13 protein-coding genes are annotated in these 21,019 nt (G+C 71.2%); 10 read left to right on the top strand and 3 right to left on the bottom strand.

What is annotated here, in order from left to right; all coding sequences use genetic code 11:
• The first annotated feature begins 100 nt into the window (after positions 1-100).
• Positions 101-2,047 (top strand): beta-propeller domain-containing protein, encoded by a 1,947-nt coding sequence (locus ACQEUX_RS04730; RefSeq protein ID WP_433041656.1) that lies wholly within the window; start codon positions 101-103, stop codon positions 2,045-2,047.
• A 99-nt stretch (positions 2,048-2,146) separates the two neighbouring features.
• Positions 2,147-3,040, top strand: a complete 894-nt coding sequence (locus ACQEUX_RS04735; RefSeq protein ID WP_433041659.1) for an NAD-dependent epimerase/dehydratase family protein — start codon at positions 2,147-2,149, stop codon at positions 3,038-3,040.
• Positions 3,041-3,046: 6 nt separating this feature from the next.
• On the opposite strand, the gene ACQEUX_RS04740 is transcribed toward ACQEUX_RS04735, so the two are convergent.
• Positions 3,047-4,150 (bottom strand): glycoside hydrolase family protein, encoded by a 1,104-nt coding sequence (locus tag ACQEUX_RS04740; RefSeq protein WP_433041662.1) that lies wholly within the window; start codon positions 4,148-4,150, stop codon positions 3,047-3,049.
• Between the two features lie 225 nt (positions 4,151-4,375).
• On the opposite strand from ACQEUX_RS04740, the gene ACQEUX_RS04745 reads away from it, so the two are divergent.
• Both ACQEUX_RS04745 and ACQEUX_RS04750 read left to right on the top strand, forming a co-directional pair.
• On the top strand, positions 4,376-7,174 hold the full coding sequence (locus ACQEUX_RS04745; RefSeq protein WP_433041665.1) for a family 78 glycoside hydrolase catalytic domain: 2,799 nt from the start codon (positions 4,376-4,378) through the stop codon (positions 7,172-7,174).
• A 60-nt stretch (positions 7,175-7,234) separates the two neighbouring features.
• On the top strand, positions 7,235-11,887 hold the full coding sequence (locus tag ACQEUX_RS04750; RefSeq protein ID WP_433041668.1) for a family 78 glycoside hydrolase catalytic domain: 4,653 nt from the start codon (positions 7,235-7,237) through the stop codon (positions 11,885-11,887).
• A 65-nt stretch (positions 11,888-11,952) separates the two neighbouring features.
• Here the strand turns inward: ACQEUX_RS04750 and ACQEUX_RS04755 are convergent, their stop codons facing one another.
• Entirely contained in the window at positions 11,953-12,984 is a 1,032-nt protein-coding gene (locus tag ACQEUX_RS04755) for a LacI family DNA-binding transcriptional regulator (RefSeq protein WP_433041671.1), read from the bottom strand.
• Positions 12,985-13,303: 319 nt separating this feature from the next.
• Between ACQEUX_RS04755 and ACQEUX_RS04760 the strand changes: the two genes are divergently transcribed.
• A complete protein-coding gene (locus tag ACQEUX_RS04760) occupies positions 13,304-14,827 on the top strand; it encodes a sugar ABC transporter ATP-binding protein (RefSeq protein ID WP_433041674.1) in 1,524 nt (507 codons plus the stop codon).
• Entirely contained in the window at positions 14,824-15,897 is a 1,074-nt protein-coding gene (locus tag ACQEUX_RS04765; protein WP_433041677.1) for an ABC transporter permease, read from the top strand. Before ACQEUX_RS04760 ends, ACQEUX_RS04765 begins: the two co-directional genes overlap by 4 nt.
• Positions 15,898-15,910: 13 nt before the next feature.
• On the opposite strand, the gene ACQEUX_RS04770 is transcribed toward ACQEUX_RS04765, so the two are convergent.
• The gene (locus ACQEUX_RS04770; RefSeq protein WP_433041680.1) at positions 15,911-17,086 is read right to left on the bottom strand and encodes an RNA-guided endonuclease InsQ/TnpB family protein; all 1,176 of its coding nucleotides are present in this window, start codon (positions 17,084-17,086) and stop codon (positions 15,911-15,913) included.
• 131 nt (positions 17,087-17,217) lie between these two features.
• On the opposite strand from ACQEUX_RS04770, the gene ACQEUX_RS04775 reads away from it, so the two are divergent.
• From ACQEUX_RS04775 to rhaI, 4 genes are all read left to right on the top strand, one after another.
• Positions 17,218-18,276 (top strand): ABC transporter permease, encoded by a 1,059-nt coding sequence (locus tag ACQEUX_RS04775; RefSeq protein WP_433041683.1) that lies wholly within the window; start codon positions 17,218-17,220, stop codon positions 18,274-18,276.
• Between the two features lie 37 nt (positions 18,277-18,313).
• Positions 18,314-19,399: a rhamnose ABC transporter substrate-binding protein gene (gene rhaS / locus ACQEUX_RS04780; RefSeq protein WP_433041686.1), complete on the top strand. Its 1,086-nt coding sequence runs from the start codon at positions 18,314-18,316 to the stop codon at positions 19,397-19,399.
• 62 nt (positions 19,400-19,461) lie between these two features.
• Entirely contained in the window at positions 19,462-19,839 is a 378-nt protein-coding gene (locus ACQEUX_RS04785; RefSeq protein WP_433041689.1) for an L-rhamnose mutarotase, read from the top strand.
• The gene (gene rhaI, locus ACQEUX_RS04790) at positions 19,836-21,017 is read left to right on the top strand and encodes an L-rhamnose isomerase (RefSeq protein WP_433041692.1); all 1,182 of its coding nucleotides are present in this window, start codon (positions 19,836-19,838) and stop codon (positions 21,015-21,017) included. Before ACQEUX_RS04785 ends, rhaI begins: the two co-directional genes overlap by 4 nt.
• The last annotated feature ends 2 nt before the right edge of the window (positions 21,018-21,019 follow it).

Below are 21,019 nucleotides of genomic sequence, written 5' to 3' on the forward strand. Positions count from 1 at the left end.
GGGCAGTCACGTCGTATGGGCCATGACGGGTAGCAGCGCCCACGTGTCCCATCCAACGGCCGCCATTGGCGTCCCCCGCGTCATGACTCCAGCTCGCGTCATGGGACTGGCCCTGGTCGCCGGCCTGGTGCTGGTCACCGGCTGTACGGCGGAGCCGGTCCCCGCGCCGCCACGTGACCGGGCAGTGCCGGCCGGCGGGTTCCGGCTCGTCACGTTCGACTCCTGCCCGGAGGCGCTGCGGCATCTGAAGACGGCTGCCCGGGCGTACGTCGGGCCCTGGGGGTTCGGGTCGAACGGGGACGTCCGTACCTTCGGCCGCGCCGAACAGGCTGGGGCTCCCGCCGCAGCGGGGGCGGCGGATACGGCGTCCAAAGCTGCCGCCCCCGGCTACTCGGGCACCAACACCCACGAGGCCGGGGCCGATGAACCGGACCTGGTCAAGACCGACGGCAAGCGGATCGTCACCGTGCAGCACGGCAAGCTGTACGTGGTCGACCCGGCCACCCGCCGGTTGACCGGAGAACTGGACCTGGCACCGGGTGCCGATCAGTTCGGCGGGGTCGAAGACAGCCTGCTGCTGCACGGTGACCGGGCGCTGGTGCTGCGCCGCGACGGGTGGGCGGGGAGGGCGAAACCGGCCGTCCCCGAGGGAGGCGGGCGCGTCGCGGACGCCCCGGCGCCGGACGGCATCGTCGGCCCCCGGCTGATCATGGTCGACCTGTCCGGCGAGCCGAAGATCATCGGCGAATACCGGATCGACGGCGATCTGGTGGACGCCCGCCAGGTCGGCACGACGGTCCGGGTCGTGGTCCGCTCCGCGCCCCGGCTGAACTTCCCGTACCGGGAACGGGCCACCGATGCGCAGCGCACCACCGCCAACCGCGAGATCATCGACAACGCCACCGCCGACGACTGGCTGCCCCGGTACGAGGTCACCTCCGGCGGGCGAACCAGCGCCGGACGGGTCGGCTGTGAACGGGTGAGCCGGCCGGCCGTCTACTCCGGCACGTCGCTGGTGACCGTGCTCAGCTTCGACCTCGGTGCGGCCGCGCTCGGCGCTGGCGACCCGGTCACCGTCATCGCCGACGGCGACACCGTCTACAGCAACGGGCCCCGGCTGTACGTCGCCAACGATCAGCGCTGGCGGATGCTGCCAATGCTGACCGCGGGGAACGTCGCACCCGATCCCAGGGACGAGACCACCGAGATCTACCAGTTCGACACCGCGGGCGCCGGTGCCCCGCGGTACGTCGCCACCGCGTCCGTACCGGGCTGGCTCATCAACCAGTACGCCATGTCCGAGTGGGACGGGCACCTGAGAGTGGCCACCACCAGTGGCCGTACCTGGGGCGACAGGCCGAACTCGACGTCGAGCGTGCACGTCCTGCGCGCCGACGGCACGGCGCTGACCCAGGTCGGCAAGGTCACCGGACTGGGCAAGGGGGAACGGATCTACGCGGTACGGTTCGTCGCCGGCACCGGGTACGTCGTCACCTTCCGGCAGACCGACCCGCTCTACACCGTCGATCTGCGTGATCCGGGGGCGCCGACGGTGACCGGCGAACTGAAGATCAACGGGTATTCGGCGTACCTGCATCCGGCCGGCGAAGGACGGCTGCTCGGTGTCGGGCAGGAGGCGTCCGGCCAGGGCCGTATCCAGGGCACCCAGCTCTCGCTCTTCGACGTCTCCTCTCCGGCGCAGCCGACCCGGGTCGCCCAGTATCACGTGAAGCAGGGGCACTCCGAGGCAGAGTTCGACCCGCATGCGTTCCTCTACTGGCCGGCGGAACGCCTGGTCGTGGTCCCACTGACCGTCCACGGCACGGGCCAGCCGAGCAACGTGGCGGTGGCCCTGCGGGCCGGCGACGGCGGCTTCACCGAGGTCGGCACGGTCGACCACACGCTGAACACGGGGCGTTCCGAGGATCTGACGCCGATCCGCCGGTCACTGGTGGTCGACGGAGTGCTCTGGACCGTCTCCGCCGGTGGCCTCAAGGCGACCAGCCTTTCCACGATGAAGACCCTCGGCTGGCTGCGTACGGCGTGAACGGCGTGGTGGTGTCCGGCGTGGGGTTGTTCCGCTGCCGGAGGGGACCGGCCTGCACCCGCGTGCGGGGCATCGCGCCTCGCCGGAGAAGATGTCAGCATGACCGATCCCGTACTGCCCAAGCGCGTCGTCGTCACCGGTGCCACCGGCAAACTTGGTCGCGCCGTGGTCGCGCACCTGCGCGCCGTGGGCGTCGACGTCCTCGCGGTCGACCGCGTCGGCGGACGTGACCCCCGCGATGTCGACGGCGAGTTCCTCCTCGTCGACCTGACCGACTACGGGCAGGTGGTGGAGGCGTTCACCGGCGGCGCCGACGAGCACGCGGGCGGGGTCGAGGCGGTCGTGCACCTGGCGGCGGTGCCGGCACCCGGCCTGATGTCGAACGCGACCACGTTCGCGAACAACTCCGCCGCGACGTACAACGTCTTCGCCGCGGCCCGGGCGGCCGGCGTCAAGCGGGTGGTGTGGGCGTCGAGTGAGACGGTGCTCGGGCTGCCCTTCGACACACCGCCGCCGTACGCGCCCGTCGACGAGGAGTACGCGCCTCGGCCGGAGTCGACGTACTCGCTGAACAAGGCGCTGGAGGAGGAGATGGCGCGGCACTTCTGCCGGTGGGACCCGGAGTTGGTCATGGTGGGCCTGCGGTTCTCCAACGTGATGGACGTCGAGGACTACGCGCCGTTCCCCTCGTTCGACGCCGACCCGCAGCTGCGCCGGTGGAACCTGTGGGGTTACATCGACGCCCGCGACGGGGCCCAGGCGGTCGAGCGGGCGCTCGCCTACGACCAGCCCGGCGCCGATGTCTTCATCATCGCCAACGCCGACACCGTCATGACCAGGTCCAGTGCCGGCCTGATGGCCGAGGTCTACCCGGATGTCGAGGTCCGCAAGGAACTCGGCGAGCACGAGACGCTGCTCAGCATCGACAAGGCCCGGCGCGTGCTGGGCTACGAGCCTCAGCACTCATGGCGAGACCACGTGGACCTGACGTAGTCCCGGTCAGCGTGCGGCCTGGTAGGCGCGGCCGACGGCGGTAGCCGTGCTGCCGGTGCGGAAGAGGCCGGTCTGGTCCTTGTCCGTGGCGGGCAGGCCGAACCAGGCGTACCGGTGCAGCCAGGACAGGCCGCCCAGCATCCGGGTCGCCGCGGTGAGGAACGCGGCCTGCTGTGCCTGGGTCGGAAAGCGAACGCCGTTGGAGAAGTCGATCAGGGCGAACTCGGTGAGCCAGATCGGCAGCTTGTAGCGGTCGTGGACCGCCTGGAGGTACGACCGGAGCTGATTGACCGCGTTGGCGGTGGTGAAGTCGCCGCCGTACCAGTGCAGGGCGATGAAGTCGACGCGGTAGCCGCGCTGCTTCGCGCCGGTCATGAACCGGTCGAGCCACTCGCCCGGCCGGTCGCCGCCCCAGGCCACCGCCGGGCTGCCCAGCGGAAGGCCGGTGGCTTCCAGTTGCGGCCACAGCTCCAAGGCCTGCTCCACGCTCATGTCCGCCTGCCCACCCATGTCCGGCTCGTTGAACCCGAGTAGCTGTCGACCGTTCTTCTTGGCCTGCTGGAGGTTGCTGGCGGTGACGCTCTTCGCCCCCCAGATCATCGGGACGAACTCGGCGCCCTTCGGGCTGGTGACGCCCTGGTGGGCCACGTCCCAGGTGTAGTACCAACTCGCACCGGAGTTGGCCAGTGCCTGGCTGACGCCGTCGAAGGTCCACACACCGACGCCCTTGCGCTTCGAGGTGACCGCGGTGGCCGCCGGGGCGACCGGGCGCCCGGTCGTCGGCTTCGCCGTCGGCGTCGGGCTCGGGGTCGCTCCCGCCGGGCTCGCCGTGGCGGCGGGTGTGGTCGCGGTGGGTGCGTCGGGCGCCGGGTTCGTGGGCGGCAGCGCTTCGGCCGCCTGCGTCGCGGCGGGGGCGGGTGCCGGCCCGGTCGGTTGGACCACGACGATCACCCCGGTCACCAGTACGGCGACCGTGGCGGCCACGGCGAGCGGCCACAACAGACGCCTCGCGCCGAACGGGAGGCGACCGCCCAGCCCACGTCGGGGTTCCGCGTGGGCGCCCCGGGTCACCTGTGCGGTGTCGGCTCGGCCGTGACCGGTTCCGCGCATTCTTTTCACTCCTTCACGTGGTCGCACGACTACTCGATGGAGGGGTGATGGTTGATCGCCACCAGGGCCTCCCATCAGGAGACTGGCCGGCCGCACCGGGATAACGGTTTCACGTGTCGATCGCCGCCCGTGAGCCGTCTCGGGATCAGACCACAGTGAACGTCTTCACTTGCTCACAACGAGCGCGTAGCCTGCTTGAAACGATTCATAAGATCGGAGGTCGGCGTGACCAGTCGTACTCTCGGAATCCAGTCATCGGCCCGGCGGCGGCGAACAGCGGTGTCCCTGGCCGCGGCGGCCGTCGTCACGGTGGTTCTCACCGGGGCGCCACCGGCGATCGCCGCCCGGGGCCACGCGCCCGGCGCACCCGCATCGCTGACCGTCGGAGACCGAAGCCGCCCGCTCAACGTCGAGGGCGTCCCGCGGTTCGGCTGGCTGCCCCGCGACGCCGACCCCGGCGAGACGCAGACCGCGTACCGGATCACCGTCGCCGAGAGCGGCGGCGACCGGGTCTGGGACTCCGGCAAGGTCGCATCCGACCAGCAGTCCTACGTGCCGTACGCGGGGCCCGCCCTGCGCCCCGGCACCGCGTACGAATGGACGGTGCGTACCTGGGATCGCAGCGGACGGCAGTCCCCGCCGGCGGCCGGCGCCTTCGAGACCGGCATCGCCGACAACCAGTGGGAGAACGCCAGCTGGATCCGACGTGCCACCACCGAGGCGGACGACTACACACTGGCCCGCGCCGAGGTGCGCCCCAACGCCAGCCCCGTGATCCGGGCCCGCGCGTACACCGCCGCCGACCACACCTACGAGCTCTACCTCAACGGCGCCCGCGCCGACCGGGGCACCTCCTTCGGCTACCCGGGCGAGGACTACTACCAGGCCGCCGACGTCACCCGGCTGGTCACGGCCGGCGCGCCGCTGGTCATCGGTGTGCGCTACCACTGGTACGGCAGCGGCCAGGGCCGCCCCGCCGGTGCCCGGGGCGTACTCGTGAAGCTGGTCGTCGAGCACGCCGACGGCACCCGCGAGGTGTTCGGCACCGACGGATCCTGGCGGGTGGCCCGGGACACCCAGTTCGCCGCGAACGCCGAGCGCCGCAACGGCGAGGGTGACCGGATCGAGCGGCAGGACGCCCGCGCCGAGGTCGCTGGCTGGACGCGGCCGGGATACGACGACAGCGCGGCCGGGTTCACCGCCGCCGAGGTGCTCGGTGCGCATCCGACCCTCTCGTCCCCGCACCTGATCGGGCAGGAGACCCGGCTGGTCGAGAAGACCGTCTCGCCGGTCGCGCTGCGCAGGGCTGCCGACGGTACGGTGGTCGCCGACTTCGGCGTGGTCATCCCCGCCCGTCCGGTTGTTCGTTTCGACAGCGGCGTGGCCGGGCGCACAGTCGACGTACGGGCCGGCTACACCCTCACCGACACCGGCCGCGTCGCCACGTCCACCCTGGATTCACAGGGCACCACGATGAGTTTCCCGTACCTGCAGAAGGACGGTGCGCAGGAGTTCCGGGCCTTCACCCACCTCGGTTTCCGCTATCTGGAGATCCCCGCCGCGGGCGAGGAGATCTCGCCGCGCGACGTCTCCGCCGTCGTCGTGCACACCGACGTCCCGGCTGGCCGGGAGGCGAGCTTCACCAGCTCGAACGCCACCCTCGACGCGGTCTGGGCAATGATGAAGCGCTCCGCGATCTACTCCGTCCAGGAGGCGTTCGTCGACACTCCCACCCGGGAGAAGGGCCAGTTCCTCGGCGACGCCGCGAACATCTCCTACGCGACGATGGCCGCCTTCGGTGAGCGGGACGCCACCCAGCAGGCGATTCGTGAGTTCCTCCGCTCGGCCGTCCGCTACTGGGGCGCCGAGGGCGATCGGGGCCGTTACAACGCCGTCTACCCCAACGGTGACGGTAAGCGGGACATCCCCGACTACTCACTGATGTTCGTCGACTGGGTGTGGCGGTACTGGACCGAGACCGGCGACCGGGAACTGCTGGCCGAGGCGTACCCGGCCATCCGCGACACCGCCGAGTACGTGCTGCGCCACATCCCGGCCAGCGGTCCCACCGCCGGTCTGGTCACCGACCTGTCCGGCGGCAGTGGCGCCTACCGCTTCGGCATCATCGACTGGCCCGAGCCCGGTCGCTTCGGCTACGACATGACCACCGCCGCCCGGACCACCATCAACGCGCAGAGCGCCGACGTGCTGCGTAGCACGGCCCGGATGGCCGAGGCCCTCGGCCGGCCGGACGCCGAGGTGGCCGCGTACGACGGGCGGGCCGCCGACCTCATCGAAGCGGTCAACGCCTCGCTGCGCGCCGCCGACGGCAGCTACGTCGACGGGCTGTCAGCCACCGGTGAGCGCAGCGGTCACGCCGGACAGCACGCGACGTCGTACGCCATCGCCCACGGTGTCGCCCCGCCCGCCGACCTGGCGGCGCTCGCCGAGCACGTCGCGTCGATGGGCATGAAGCAGGGGCCGATGACCGCGCACTGGCTGCTACGGGCGCTCGCCGACGCCGACCGGCCCGACGCGGTACTGCGGCTGCTGACCAATCCGGACGACCTGGGCTGGGCGAACATCCTCGCCCAGGGCGGCACCTTCACCTGGGAGGCCTGGACCCTCGATCCCGGCAGCAACTTCAGTCAGTCGCACGGTTGGGGAGCGCAGGCGGTCGTCGACGTGCAGGAGACCCTGCTCGGCGTCCGCGTCGCCAGCCCGGGCGCCGCGGTGGTCGACGTCGTGCCGCCCGCCGTGGGACTGGACAGGGCGAGGGGCACGGTGCCCACCCAACGTGGACCGGTCGGCCTCGACTGGAAGCGCACCGGGGCCGGCCTGCGCGTCGACCTCGACGTGCCGGTCAACGTCACCGCCCGCGTCGCCCTGCCGGTCATCCCCGGGAAGTCCTACCGGGCGGCCGGCCCGAGCAGGGCCACCTTCCTCGGCATCGAGGATGGTCGAGCCATCTTCCAGGTGGGCTCCGGCCGGTCCAGCTTCCATCCGGTCGCCCAGCACCGCTGACGTCCGTTCCCGGGCCACCCACCGGCCCAGCCACCAGCCACCAAAGGATGAGGACCAGGAATGATGCGCACAACGCGGCGCCGCGCCGCACTTTCCGCGCTTCTTGTGCTGCTGCTCGGCGCGACGCCGATGGTGGTGCCGGGACCGGCGGCCGCCGCACCGGCGGCCGCCCCACAACTCACGGCGACCGGTCTGACCACGGAACGGGCCACCGATCCGATCGGGCTGGACGTGGCGAAGCCTCGCCTCGGCTGGCGTATCGAGGGCACCGTCCGGAGCGTGATCCAGGAGTCGTACCAGGTGCGGGTCGCGACGAGCCCGGCCCGGCTGAACGACGCCGACGTCTGGGACAGCGGCCGGGTCCGGTCGCGGCACAGCACCCTCGTCCCGTACGCCGGACCGCAGTTGCAACCCCGTACCCGGTATGTCTGGCAGGTTCGGGTCTGGGACGCCGCCGGCCGCGTCTCCGGGTGGAGCGCCCCCGCGTCCTGGGAGACGGGCGTCCAGGGTGGTGCCGGGTGGCGGGCCGACTGGATCGGGATGCCGTCACCCACCGAGTCGTGGACCGACTACACGGTGCAGACGACGGTCCGGCTGGAACGCGACGCCGCTGGGATCTACCTGCGTGCCCGCGGCCCGTCCAACGCGTACATGTGGCAGTTCTCCATCACCGGCGGCAGCGCCAAACTGCGTCCGCACGTCCGGGTCAACGGCGCCTGGACCCTGCTCAAGGAGGTGCCGCTCGGTGGGGTGGTGCCGGCCGACAAGCTGACCACACCGCACACCCTGCGCATCACCGCGGCCGGTGACACCATCACCACCTGGGTCGACGGCACCCAGGTCGACGTCACCCGGAGCAGCGCGCACCGGGCCGGCTCGGTCGGGCTGCGCACCAACGGCGTGGAGACCGGAGTCTTCTCCGACTTCTCGGTGACCAGCGGTGGTGGCGACACCCTCTACGCGGCACCGCTCACCGACGGTGGAAATCCGTTTGGGGCGGGCACGGCGACTGCGGGCGGCCTGCGGGTCACCGGCGACACCGAGGCCATGCTGACCGCGCTGGACGCGAACCCGCTGCTGCGCCGAGGATTCCGGGTCGACGGCACGGTCGCCCGCGCCCGGATCTACGCCACCGCACTCGGTGTCTACCAGTTGTCGCTCAACGGCCAGCGGGTCGGCGACCACGAGCTGGCGCCCGGCTGGACCGACTACGCCAAGCGCGTGCAGTACCAGGCGTACGACGTGACCCGCCAGCTCCGCTCGGGCGACAACGCCCTCGGCGCGATGCTCGGCGACGGCTGGTACGCCGGCAGCATCGCCTGGTTCGGCAGCGACATCTACGGCTCCCGGCCACACCTGAGCGCGCAGTTGCAGATCGACTACACCGACGGACGTAGCGAGACGATCGGCACCGACGGCTCGTGGCGTGCCGCCGCCGGGCCGTTCCTGCAGAGCGACCTGATCCATGGCGAGACCTACGACGCGCGGCGGCTGCCGGCCGGCTGGGACACGGTCGGGTTCGACGACAGCGGCTGGGCGGCCGCCACCGTCGACGACGTCGACGCCACCGACCGGATCGTCGCCCAGGTCGACCCGCCGGTGCGGGTCACGCAGGAGCTGCCGGCCCGGGCGCTGACCGAGCCCACCCCGGGCACCTGGATCTTCGACCTCGGCCAGAACATGGTGGGCAAGGTACGGCTCACGGTCAACGGCCCGGCCGGCACGACGGTACGCATCCGGCACGCCGAGGTGCTCAACCCCGACGGCACCGCCTACACCGCCAACCTGCGCACCGCCCGCGCCACCGACCTGTACACCCTTCGCGGCGGCGGGGCCGAGGTCTACCAACCCACGTTCACGTTCCACGGCTTCCGCTACGTCGAGCTGACCGGCCTTCCCGGTAAGCCCGACCTGTCGTCGGTGACCGGCCTGGTCATGCACACCGACGGGGAACTCACCAGCGAGTTCGAGACCTCCAACGCCATGGTGAACCAGCTGCACAGCAACATCACCTGGGGTCAGCGGGGCAACTTCCTGTCCATCCCGACCGACACCCCGGCCCGTGACGAGCGGCTCGGCTGGACCGGTGACATCAACGTCTTCGCCAACACCGCGACGTTCAACATGGACAGCCTGACGTTCCTCACCAAGTGGTTGCAGGACCTGCGGGACGCGCAGTCGGCCAACGGCGCCTACCCCGACGTGGCTCCCCGTGCCTGCTGCGGGGACGGCGCGACCGGTTGGGCCGACGCCGGGATCACCGTGCCGTACGCGCTGTGGCAGCGCTACGGCGACACCCGGGTGCTCCAGGAGCACTACGCCTCGATGGTGAAGTACGCGTCCTGGCTGGAGAGCACCAGCTCGGGCAACCGGCGTACCAACGCCGGTCCGTACCTCGACTGGCTCAACCTCGACGACCCGACGCCCGCCGGTGTCGTGGGCACCGCCTACTACGGCCACAGCATCCGGCTGCTGGCGGAGATGGCCGAGGCCATCGGCCAGGACGCGGACGCGGCACGCTACACGGCGCTGGCCAAAGCCATCGCGCAGGCGTTCGTCGATGAGTACGTCGCCGCCGACGGCACCGTGCAGGGCGACAGCCAGACCGGGTACGTGCTGGCCATCGGCATGGGCCTGCTGCCGGACCCGCTGCGTGCCAAGGCCGCCGACCGGCTGGTCGCCAACGTGCAACGGCACGACTGGCACCTCTCCACCGGCTTCCTCGGCACCCCGGACCTGCTGCCGGCGCTGAGCGACACCGGGCACCTGGACGTCGCCTACCGGCTGCTGCTCAACGACACGTACCCGTCGTGGGGCTACGAGATCGCCAAGGGTGCGACCACGATCTGGGAGCGCTGGAACTCGATCATGCCGGACGGCAGCTTCGGCGACGTGTCGATGAACTCCTTCAACCACTACGCCTACGGTGCCGTGGGCGACTGGATGTACCGGACCGTCGCCGGCATCCAACCCGACGCCGGCAACCCCGGCTACACGCACCTCACGTTCGCTCCCCAGCCGGGTGGCGGTCTCACCTCGGCCAAGGCGTCGTACCGGTCGGCGTACGGGGTGATCGGCAGCGACTGGAAGCTGGACGCGCGCGGCGACATGCGGTTGCGGCTCACCCTGCCGGGGAACACCACGGCGACCGTACGCCTCCCGGCCGCCGGTCGGAACGCCGTCACCGAGGGCGGCCGGCCGGCGGAGCAGGCCGACGGGGTGCGGTTCGTGCGGATGGACGGCGCCGTCGCCGTCTACGAGATCGGCTCCGGTTCGTACTCCTTCGCGATCGACCGGGTGCTCGGCGACCTGGGCGATGCCGGCGACACAGCGCGGGAGCTGGTGACGCTCACCAACGAACTCGCCGGTGAGCTGGGCGGGCCGACGGCGGCGTACCTGCGTGACCGGTTCGGTCGACTCGGCGCGGAGACGACGGCGGCGCGGACCGCGTACCTGGCGGGCAACCCGCGGTCGGCGGCCACTGACGTGCACCGCGCGCTGGCGACCGCGGCCGACACGACCCGGTGGCTGCGCACCCAGGTCGCCGCGGGCCGCATCGCGCAGGCCCATGCCGACCGGTTCACCGCGCTGCTCACCCAGGTCGACCAGCGGCTCTCCGCAGCGTCGTCGACCCTGGTCGGCGCCGTGGTCAAGCTCGACCTGCCGGTGGGGGAGCGGCTGCCCGGCGACGTCGTACGCGCCACCGTCACGGTGGCCAACGGTGGGCGTGACCCGCTCGCCGGGGTGACCTCGGACCTGCGCGCACCGGACGGCTGGACGGTGACCCCGGTCGGCAGGCAGGCCACCACGGTCACGCCGGGCGGCACCGTCAGCCACCGCTACGACCTGCGGATCCCCGCCGGCCAGGCACCGGTGGGCGCCTCCGTCGAGGGAACCGCCAGCTACCGCCACCGGGGCGGCACCGCCACCGTGCCCGTCGCCGGAACGGTCACCGTCGTTCCGGCGGTGCAGATCGTCTCGGTGACCTCGGTCCCGGCCGACGTCGCGCCCGGAGCCGAGACGACCGTCGGCACGGTGTTGCGCAACCGGGCCGGTGTGCGGGTCGCGGGGCAGCTCACCGTCACCGCCCCGGACGGCTGGCGGGTGGCATCGGCCACCACCGGTTACGACCTCGCCCCCGGCGCGGAGACCACCGTGTCCACCGTCCTCACGGCGCCGGTGTCGGTGACGGAGGGGCCGGCGGAGGTCGCGGTGGCCACCGGCGACACGGCGGTCGAACGGCGCACGCTCGCGCTCCCGGTCCGGCTCGCCAACCCGCCGGCGGGTGCGTCCGACCATGTCGACCTCGGTGACGCGGCCTCCGAGCAGGCACACCGCCTCGCCGCCTCGCCGTACTCGGCCACCAACGTCGAGGCCGGCCTGACCCGGCGGTACACCGACGTGACCCGCCCCGGCGGTTGGTTCGAGTTCGACCTCGCTGTCGCGCCCGGCCAACCGTTCGTGCTGCGGACGCGCGAGACGTACGACCAGGCCCAGCTCAAGGACTATGAGGTGGTCGTGGACGGGGTGGTGGCGCACGCCCGCTCGTGGCAGCGCACGGCGGACGGGGCCGGCACGGTCAGCTACCAGTTCGTCGTCGACCTGCCGGACGCGACGCGGGACGGGCTGGTGCGGGTGCGGTTCCAGGACACCGGTGACGGTTACGACCCGTCGATCGCCGACGTCTGGGCCACGGCCGTCCCGTCAGCCTGACGCTCTGGTCCAGGAGCCGGGCGGGCCTCCGGCCCGGCTCCTCGGCGAACGGGGCCGGTCGGCGGTCAGCGCCGGGCGCGCCGGGGTTGGTCGCTGGAGCGGCGGACGACCAGCTCGGGCTGGAACACCACGTGCCGGTGCCGGTGCGTGTCGCCGGTCTCGGCCTCCTCGAGCAGCAGTTGCGCCGCGGTGCGGCCGAGCTGGTCGCGGGGTTGGCGCACCGACGACAGCGGCACCGCCGCCGCGTCGGCGAACTCGATGTCGTCGTAGCCGACGATGGCGACGTCGGCGGGCACCCGTAGGCCGCGCGCGGTCAACTCCTGCAGCACGCCGAGGGCGATCAGGTCGTTGGCGCAGAAGACCGCGGTGGGGCGCTGCCGGGCAGGCAGGGCCAGTAGTTCCTCGGCGGCGCGTCGGCCGGCGGCGACGGTGAGGCTGCTGGTCACCGCCACCCGGAGCTCGGCGGTGCTGCCGCGTTCCTCCAACGCCGCGGCGGCCCCGGCGTGCCGGTCGGCGACCTGGGCGATGGAGAGCGGGCCACCGAGGTAGGCGATGCGGTGGTGGCCCTGGTCGAGCAGGTGGTCCATGGCGAGTCGGCCCCCGAGGACGTCGTCGACCGCCACCGAGCAGCGGCTCGCCCGGCCGGCACCCCGGTCGACCAGCACCACCGGGATGCCCCGGTCGATGAGCTTGTCCAGGGTCGGCTGCGGGCCGTGCTCGACCGGGGTGATGAGCACACCGCGGACCCGCTGCTCTTCCAGCAGCTCCAGGTGGCGGCGTTCGCGGGCGCTGTCCTCGCCGCTGTTGCAGACGACGAGCATGGCGCCCGCTTCCTCGATCACCTGTTCGGCGCCACGGACCACGTCGGTGAAGAACGGGTTCGCCACGTCCAGGACGACGATGGCGACGGTGCGGCTGTGCCCGGCACGTAGTTGACGTGCGGAGTCGTTGCGAACGTAGCCGAGGGTGGTGATGGCGTCGAGCACCCGCTGGCGGGTCGCGGGGGCGACGGTGTCGGGTCGGTTGAGCACGTTGCTCACGGTGCCGAGGGAGACGCCGGCGTGCCGGGCGACCTCCTTGATGTTCGCCGTTGCCATGGCTCCCTCAATGCTTCGTGCGGTGGTCGCGGCCCGCGCCCGGCGTCGGGCAGCGCGGTCGCGGCGGTCCCGGAAGGCCGGTCACGCGTGGCGTGGGACGGCACGACCAGGTCGCCTCGGCAGTCTATAGCGACTAAAACGTTTCATCCATTCGGTCGGAGGCACCGCGCGTCGGGTCGTTGTCGGGCGGACCAGCGCCGAGTGGTCGGAAAGCCCGGAGCGGCAACAAGGAAGAAATGGCGATGAAACTCTTGACGCTCTCGAAGGTCGGCCCCTACGGTCCATGGACGACGCATGAAACGATTCAGGAGGGGGTCGGATGACCGCCGAAGCACCAGGCGCGGACCGCGCTCCGCTGCTGGTACTCGACGGCGTGACGAAGTCCTTCGGGGCCGTCGCCGCGCTGCGCGGGGTGCACCTGGCGCTGCACTCCGGTGAGGCTCACGCCCTGGTCGGCGAGAACGGGGCCGGCAAGTCCACACTGGTGAAGATACTGGCCGGCGCCCACGGGCCGGACTCCGGCGGGATGACCCTCGACGGGCAGCCGCTGCGCCTTCGCGGCCCCGGCGACGCCCGGGCCGCCGGCATCGCGGTCATCTACCAGGAGCCGACGCTCTTCCCGGATCTGTCGGTGGCGGAGAACATCTTCATGGGCCGGCAACCGCTTCGCGGCCTGCGCCGCATCGACACCGCGACGATGAACCGCGACGCGGAGCGGCTCTTCCAACGGCTGGGCGTCCGGATCGACCCGACCCGCCCCGCTCGGGGGCTCTCCATCGCCGACCAGCAGCTCGTCGAGATCGCCAAGGCGATCTCCTTCGACGCACGGGTCCTGGTCATGGACGAACCCACCGCCGCGCTGTCCGGCGTGGAAGTCGAGCGGCTGTTCGCGGTCACCCGCTCGCTCTGCGAGCGCGGGGCGGCGGTGCTGTTCATCTCGCACCGGTTCGACGAGGTGTTCGACCTCTGCCACCGCATCACCGTGCTGCGCGACGGCGCCTGGGTCTCCAGCGACCCCGCCACCGACCTCACCGTCGACGAGGTGGTGCGGCGCATGGTCGGCCGGGACGTCTCCTCGCTCTATCCCAAGCAGGACGCCCAACTGCGGGACACGCTGCTCGAAGTCCGTGGGCTGACCCGCGCCGGCGTCTTCGCCGACGTGTCGTTCTCCGTGCGGGGTGGGGAGATCGTCGCCCTCGCCGGGCTGGTCGGCGCCGGGCGCAGCGAGGTCGCCCGCGCCATCTTCGGCGTCGACCGCTACGACACGGGTGAGGTGCTGGTCGCCGGCCGAGCCGTCCGGACGGGCAACCCGGGCCGGGCGATCGCCGCCGGCATGGCGCTGGTCCCCGAGGACCGTCGACAGCAGGGCCTGGTCATGGAGTTGTCGGTGGAGCGCAACGCCACCCTGGCCCGCCGCCGGGCACTGAGCCGGCTGGGCCTCCTGCTCGGCGGCGCCGAGCGCACCGAGGCCCACCGTTGGACGCGGCGGCTGCAGGTGAAGGCCGCCCGGCTCGGCGCACCCGTGGCAACCCTCTCCGGGGGCAACCAGCAAAAGGTCGTGCTCGCCAAGTGGCTGGCCACCGAACCGCGGATCCTGATCATCGACGAACCCACCCGTGGCATCGACGTCGGGACAAAGTCCGAGGTGCACCGTCTGCTCTCCGAGCTGGCCGGCGAGGGTCTGGCCATCCTCATGATCAGCAGTGAGCTGCCCGAGGTGCTCGGCATGGCCGACCGGGTTCTCGTCATGCACGAGGGGCGACTGGTCCGCGAGCTGTCCCGGACCGAGGCGGACGAGACCTCCATCATGTTCGCCGCCACCGGTCAAGGAGCGACCGCATGAGCCTCACCGACGCCGGCGCGCCCGAGCAGGTCGCCGGGCACGCCCCGACCGACCCCGGCCGGCAGCGCCGCCGCGGCCTCACCGAGCGACTGCTGGCCGTACGCGAGCTGAGCCTGCTGATCGCGCTCGGCGTGCTGGTCCTGGTCACCACCCTGCGCAACGAGCGATTCCTCAGCGGCCAGAGCGTCAAGGACCTGCTGCTGGGCTGCGCGATCCTGGTGATCCTGGCGGTCGGCCAGACCCTGGTCATCGTCACCCGCAACGTCGACCTCTCCGTCGGTTCGATCCTGGGACTGGTCGCCTTCGCCACCGGCACGCTGTTCGTCTCCGCGCCCGGCACCCCGTGGCCGGTGGCGCTCGTCCTGGGCGTCGCGCTGGGTGCGCTGTGCGGTGTCGTCAACGGTGGCCTGATCGCGGTGGCCCGGGTGCCCGCCCTGGTCATCACCCTCGGCACCCTCTACGCCTTCCGCGGCGTCGACTACTACTGGGCGTCCGGGCGGCAGATCAACGCCGCCGACATGCCCCCGTCGTTCCTGCGGCTGGGCAACCAGACGGTGCTCGGCGTACCCGTGCTGTTCCTCGTCGCGCTGGTCGTCGTCGCCGTCATCGGTTTCTACCTGCGGTCCTACCGCAGCGGCCGGGAGCTCTACGCGATCGGCTCCGAACCGGCCGCCGCCCGGCTCTCCGGCATCCCGGTGGGCCGGCGGGTGTTCGCCGTGTTCATCGCCAACGGCGCGCTCGCCGGCCTCGCCGGTGTGCTGTACGCGGCCCGGTTCGGCACCCTGGACGCAGCCGCCGGCACAGGTCTGGAGCTCCAGGTCGTCGCCGCGGCCGTGGTCGGCGGGGTGGCGATCTTCGGCGGCAGCGGCAGCGCCTACGGTGCGGCGCTCGGCGCCGTGCTGCTGACCACGATCGGCAGCTCACTGGCCGTCCTGCGCATCGACCCGTTCTGGCAGCAGGCCGTGGTCGGCGCACTCATCCTTGCCGCCATCGGGCTGGACCGGCTCCTGGCCCTGCGGGTGGCGGCCCGGCTCCGAGGGAGAAGCGCCCGTGACTCCTCTGACGCCTGAAGACGCCAGCTTCTCAGGCTGCACGCGCGGCCTGAAGGGCAAGCCCTGCCCTGAGTATGTTGCTTGCACCGACCACGTCCGCGTGCCCGGTGTGGCCGCAGGCCACGCAGGCGAACTCGGCTTGGGTCAGGCGGTTTTCCCGAGCACAATGCCCACACTGCGGGCAGGTGCGGGAGGTGTTGGCCGGGTTCACCGCGATCACCAGCCGCCCGGCACTTTCAGCCTTAGCCGCAAGGACTCGCAGGAACACCCCCCAACCCGCGTCCAGGATCGAGCGGTTGAGCCCGGACTTCTGGGCCACATTGGTGGCCGGCGCGTTGACGGTGCCGTGCGTCGAGCCGGTCATGTTCGTGATGCACAGGTCCTCGTGTGCGATCAGGTCGTGGTGGCCGACCAGCCAGCGAGCGATCTTGTGGGCATGGTCGAGCCGCTGCCGCCCGATGCGGCCGTGCAGGGCCGCGACCCGCTCGCGTGTCTTCCGGCGGCGGATGGACCCAGGCCGATGTCGAGCCAGGGCGCGCTGTGCGTCGGTAAGCCGTGCGCGCGATGCGGCGAGGTGCCGGGGATTTGCGACGTGTACGCCGTCGGACGTGGTCAGGAACGAAACGACGCCCATGTCGACACCGACCACCCTGCCGGTGGCTGCCAATGGCTGGGCGGAAACCTCGTCGCAGGACAGGATCACATGCCAGCGGCGTCCTTGCCGTTTCACGCTGATCGTCTTGACCGTACCCTCCACCTGCCGGTGCGCGTGCACCCGCACGTGCCCGATGCCTTGCAGGTACACCCGCACCCGATCCGAGCCGGGGGCGGGGTTCCAGCGGCATCCGTCGCGGTCCTTGGGCCATTCGACGGTGTCGAACCAACCCGGGCCTTTGAACCGGGGGTATCCGGGGGTCTGGCCGGCTTTGATCCGGCGGAAGAAGGCGGTGAACGCCTTATCGAGGCGGCGCAGGGTGGCCTGCTGGGAGGAAAACGACCAACGTGCGTGGTCAGGGTCGGCGCGGCGGATGTCTCTGAGTTGGGCGGACTGGTCGCCGTAGCGGATTGTCACCCGGGACCGACGCCACGCCTCCCGGCGTTCCTCCAGCGCAGAGTTGTAGAGGCTGCGGTGGTCGTCCAGACACGCGGCGAGGGAGGCGGCCTGCCGGGTGGTGGGACGCAGCAGGAACTTATACGCCCGTCTCACCGGTCACGTTTCTGTGGCTCGGGTCCCGCACACACGTCCAAAACCTACCGCAACCATCCATGCGGAATTGAAGGGAGGGAGCGCGGATTCTCCCGATGCCTAACGGCGCTGGTCCCCTCCGCGCGAATCTGATGGCACATGACAGCCTGTACGCCGCACCGCCGTCCGTCGTGGGCCCTGGGCGGGAAACGAGCCGCCTCGCCACTCTGCGCGGGCTGCTCGGCTCCTGGGACGCGGTGATCCTCGCCGCTCTGGTGGTGGCCGTGCTGGTCGCCGGGCTGACCGTGGAGAACTTCGCCACCGGTCGCAATGCCCAGTTCCTGCTGCTCGATCTGGTGCCGCTGGCACTCATCGCGCTGCCGATGACCCTGATCGTGATCACCGGCGAGATCGACCTGTCGGTGGCCAGTATGGTCGGCCTGAGTAGCACCCTGATGGGCCAGCTCTGGCTCTCCAGCGGGCTGTCGCTGGAGCTGATCTGCGTCCTCGTGGTGCTGCTCGGCGCCGTGCTCGGCGCGGTGAACGGCCTCTTCGTCACCGGCTTCGGCCTGCCGTCGCTGGCGGTCACCATCGGCACGCTCGCCCTCTACCGAGGGCTGTCGTTCGTCGTGCTCGGCGACCAGGCCGTCGCGGACTTCCCGGCCGACTGGACGGCCGCCATGGTGCGCAACATCCCCGGCACGTCCGTCCCGGTCGTGGTGGTGCCGCTGCTGCTGCTCGCGGTGGTCTTCGCGGTCGTGCTGCACGCCACGCCGGCCGGCCGCGCGCTCTACGCCATGGGCAACAACGACCAGGCGGCCACGTTCACCGGCGTCTCGGTGGCCCGGACGAAGTTCTGGCTGTTCGTGGTCTCGGGTGCCGTCTGCGGGCTGGTCGGCATCTTCTGGACCCTGCGCTACGCCAGCGCCCGCGGCGACAACGCCACCGGCCTGGAGTTGACCGTGGTGACCGCCGTGCTGCTCGGCGGTGTGTCGATCTTCGGCGGCCGGGGTGGTCTGCTCGGTGTGCTGGCCGGCGTCCTGCTCCTCGGCGTCCTGCGCAACGCGCTGCAACTCGCCGACGTCGACGCGAACGCGCTGACGATCGTCACCGGCACCCTGCTCATCGCATCCGTCGTACTGCCCAACGCCGTCGCGGATGTCCGCGCCCGGCTGCACCGTCGACGCCAGCGGCACCCCGTCGTGCCGTGACCTCCCCCGCGCACCAACCACCCCCGGAAGGATGACGATGTCCGCGTACCGCAGAGGGCTCCGTGTCGGGGCCACCAGCCTCACTCTCGCCGCACTGCTGCTCAGCGCCACGGCCTGTGGCGGCACCACCCGGGACAACGCCGGCAACGACACCGGCGCCGGCAACCAGGCGAGCGGCGCCGCCAATCCCAACGCCGCTCTCAAGGAAGGGCTCAAGATCGCCTTCCTGCCGAAGCAGCTCAACAACCCGTACTTCACGGTCTCGGACAACGGCGGCAAGGACGCCGTCACCGAGATCAAGGGTGAGTTCAAGGAGGTCGGTCCGTCCGAGGCCAGCGCCTCGTCCCAGGTCAGCTACATCAACACCCTGTCCCAGCAGGGCATGGACGTGATCGTCACCTCGGCCAACGACCCGAACGCGATCTGTGGGGCGCTCAACCAGGCGAAGGCGGCCGGCGCGAAGATCGTCACGTTCGACTCCGACACCAAGCCGGAGTGCCGCCAGATCTTCGTCAACCAGGTGACCGCCGAGGGCATCGCCGAAAACCAGGTCAAGCTCATCTCGCAGCAGATCGGCGGCGAGGGCGAGATCGCGATCCTCTCTGCCACCGCCAACGCGACCAACCAGAACGCCTGGATCGCGCTGATGAAGAACGAGCTGACGAAGCCCGAGTACAGCAAGATCAAGCTGGTCACCGTGGCGTACGGCAACGACGACGACCAGAAGTCCTTCCAGGAGACCCAGGGTCTGCTGCAGTCGTACCCGAACCTCAAGGGCGTCATCTCGCCCACCACGGTCGGCGTCGCCGCCGCCGCCCGCTACCTCAGCGGATCGCAGTACAAGGGCAAGGTCAAGCTGACCGGCCTGGGCACCCCGAACCAGATGCGCCAGTACGTCAAGGACGGCACCGTCGACGCGTTCGCCCTGTGGAGCCCGGCCGACCTCGGCTACCTCGCCGCGTACGCCGGTGCGGCCCTGGCCTCCGGCCAGATCACCGGCGCCGAGGGCGACAAGTTCAAGGCCGGCAAGCTCGGCGAGTTCACCGTCGCGAAGGACGGGGTGGTCATCCTCGGCCCACCCACCGTGTTCGACAAGAACAACATCGACCAGTTCCAGTTCTGAGCGCCCTCCCGGTCGGTGCTGGCGCACGCCGAGCACCGACCGGGGGAGCCGACGGGAGAACCATGCCCCGCGTCTGCTTCACCCTCCAGGTCGACCCCGAACGACTGGACGAATACCGCGCCCGCCACGTGCGGGTCTGGCCGGAGATGCTCTCCGCGTTGGCCGAGAGCGGCTGGCACGACTACTCGCTCTTTCTCCGCGGGGACGGCCTGCTCGTGGGCTATCTGGTCACCGACGACTTCGCGGCGGCCCAGGCCGCCATGCAGGCCAGCGACGTCAACGCCCGCTGGCAGGCGGAGATGGCGCCCTACTTCGTCGACCTCGACCAGGGCGCTCCCGACCGCGCCATCCGGCCGCTGGACGAGGTCTTCAACCTTGAGGCGCAGCTCGCCGCTGAGCCTGCGGCGCGGTCCACCGCAGAGACGGGAGAAACACGATGACGCAGCCCGACGCGCAGACCCTCGACCGGGTCAAGCAGGCCTTGCGGTCCCAGCGGATCGAGACGCCATCCTGGGCGTACGCCAACTCCGGAACCCGGTTCAAGGTCTTCCCCCAGGAAGGGGTGCCCCGTAACCCGTACGAGAAGGTCGCCGACGCGGCGGTCGTCCACCAGCTCACCGGCATCGCACCCACGGTGGCGCTGCACATCCCGTGGGACCGTGTCGACGACTACGCCGACCTGGCCGCGTACGCCGGTGATCACGGTGTCGGCCTGGGCGCGATCAACGCGAATGTCTTCCAGGACAACGACTACAAGCTGGGCAGCGTCACCAACCCGGATCCGGGGGTGCGCCGCAAGGCCATCGACCACCTGCTCGAGTGTGTGGACATCATGGACCGCACCGGCTCCCGCGACCTGAAGCTCTGGTTCTCCGACGGCACCAACTACCCGGGCCAGGACGACATCCGGGCCCGGCAGGACCGGCTGGCGGCGGCGCTGCGCGAAACCTACGACCGGCTCGGCGACGACCAACGGCTCCTGCTGGAGTACAAGCTGTTCGAGCCGGCCTTCTACACCACCGACGTGCCGGACTGGGGCACCGCGTACGCGCACTGCCTGGAGCTGGGCCCGAAGGCGCAGGTGGTCATCGACACCGGGCACCACGCACCGGGCACGAACATCGAGTTCATCGTGGCGTTCCTGCTGCGCGTCGGGAAGCTCGGCGCGTTCGACTTCAACTCGCGCTTCTACGCCGACGACGACCTGATGGTCGGCTCCGCGGACCCGTTCCAGCTGTTCCGGATCATGTACGAGATCGTCCGTGGCGACGCGTTGGCACCGGAAGCCGGCATCGCGTTCATGCTCGACCAGTGCCACAACATCGAGGCGAAGATCCCGGCCATCATCCGCTCCGTGCTCAACGTGCAGGAGGCGACCGCGAAGGCGTTGCTCGTCGACGCGGACGCGCTGGCCGCCGCGCAGCGCAGCGGTGACGTGCTCGCCGCCAACGCCGTGCTGATGGACGCGTACAACACCGACGTCCGGCCGCTGCTCGCCGAGCTCCGTACGGACCTGGGCCTGGATCCGGACCCGATGGCCGCGTACGCCCGCTCCGGCTACTTCGACAAGATCCGCGCTGAACGCGCTGACGGCCAGCAGGCCGGCTGGGGCGCCTGACC

The organism is Micromonospora sp. CA-259024 (genome assembly GCF_050936255.1).
GTDB lineage: Bacteria > Actinomycetota > Actinomycetes > Mycobacteriales > Micromonosporaceae > Micromonospora.

Excerpts from the sequence above, each read along its gene's own strand:
- rhaS (WP_433041686.1), top strand. The coding sequence starts at position 18,314 with ATGTCCGCGTACCGCAGAGGGCTCCGTGTCGGGGCCACCAGCCTCACT.
- ACQEUX_RS04785 (WP_433041689.1), top strand. The coding sequence starts at position 19,462 with ATGCCCCGCGTCTGCTTCACCCTCCAGGTCGACCCCGAACGACTGGAC.
- ACQEUX_RS04750 (WP_433041668.1), top strand. The coding sequence starts at position 7,235 with ATGATGCGCACAACGCGGCGCCGCGCCGCACTTTCCGCGCTTCTTGTG.
- rhaI (WP_433041692.1), top strand. The coding sequence starts at position 19,836 with ATGACGCAGCCCGACGCGCAGACCCTCGACCGGGTCAAGCAGGCCTTG.
- ACQEUX_RS04760 (WP_433041674.1), top strand. The coding sequence starts at position 13,304 with ATGACCGCCGAAGCACCAGGCGCGGACCGCGCTCCGCTGCTGGTACTC.
- ACQEUX_RS04765 (WP_433041677.1), top strand. The coding sequence starts at position 14,824 with ATGAGCCTCACCGACGCCGGCGCGCCCGAGCAGGTCGCCGGGCACGCC.
- ACQEUX_RS04775 (WP_433041683.1), top strand. The coding sequence starts at position 17,218 with ATGGCACATGACAGCCTGTACGCCGCACCGCCGTCCGTCGTGGGCCCT.
- ACQEUX_RS04740 (WP_433041662.1), bottom strand. The coding sequence starts at position 4,150 with ATGCGCGGAACCGGTCACGGCCGAGCCGACACCGCACAGGTGACCCGG.
- ACQEUX_RS04755 (WP_433041671.1), bottom strand. The coding sequence starts at position 12,984 with ATGGCAACGGCGAACATCAAGGAGGTCGCCCGGCACGCCGGCGTCTCC.
- ACQEUX_RS04730 (WP_433041656.1), top strand. The coding sequence starts at position 101 with ATGGGACTGGCCCTGGTCGCCGGCCTGGTGCTGGTCACCGGCTGTACG.
- ACQEUX_RS04735 (WP_433041659.1), top strand. The coding sequence starts at position 2,147 with ATGACCGATCCCGTACTGCCCAAGCGCGTCGTCGTCACCGGTGCCACC.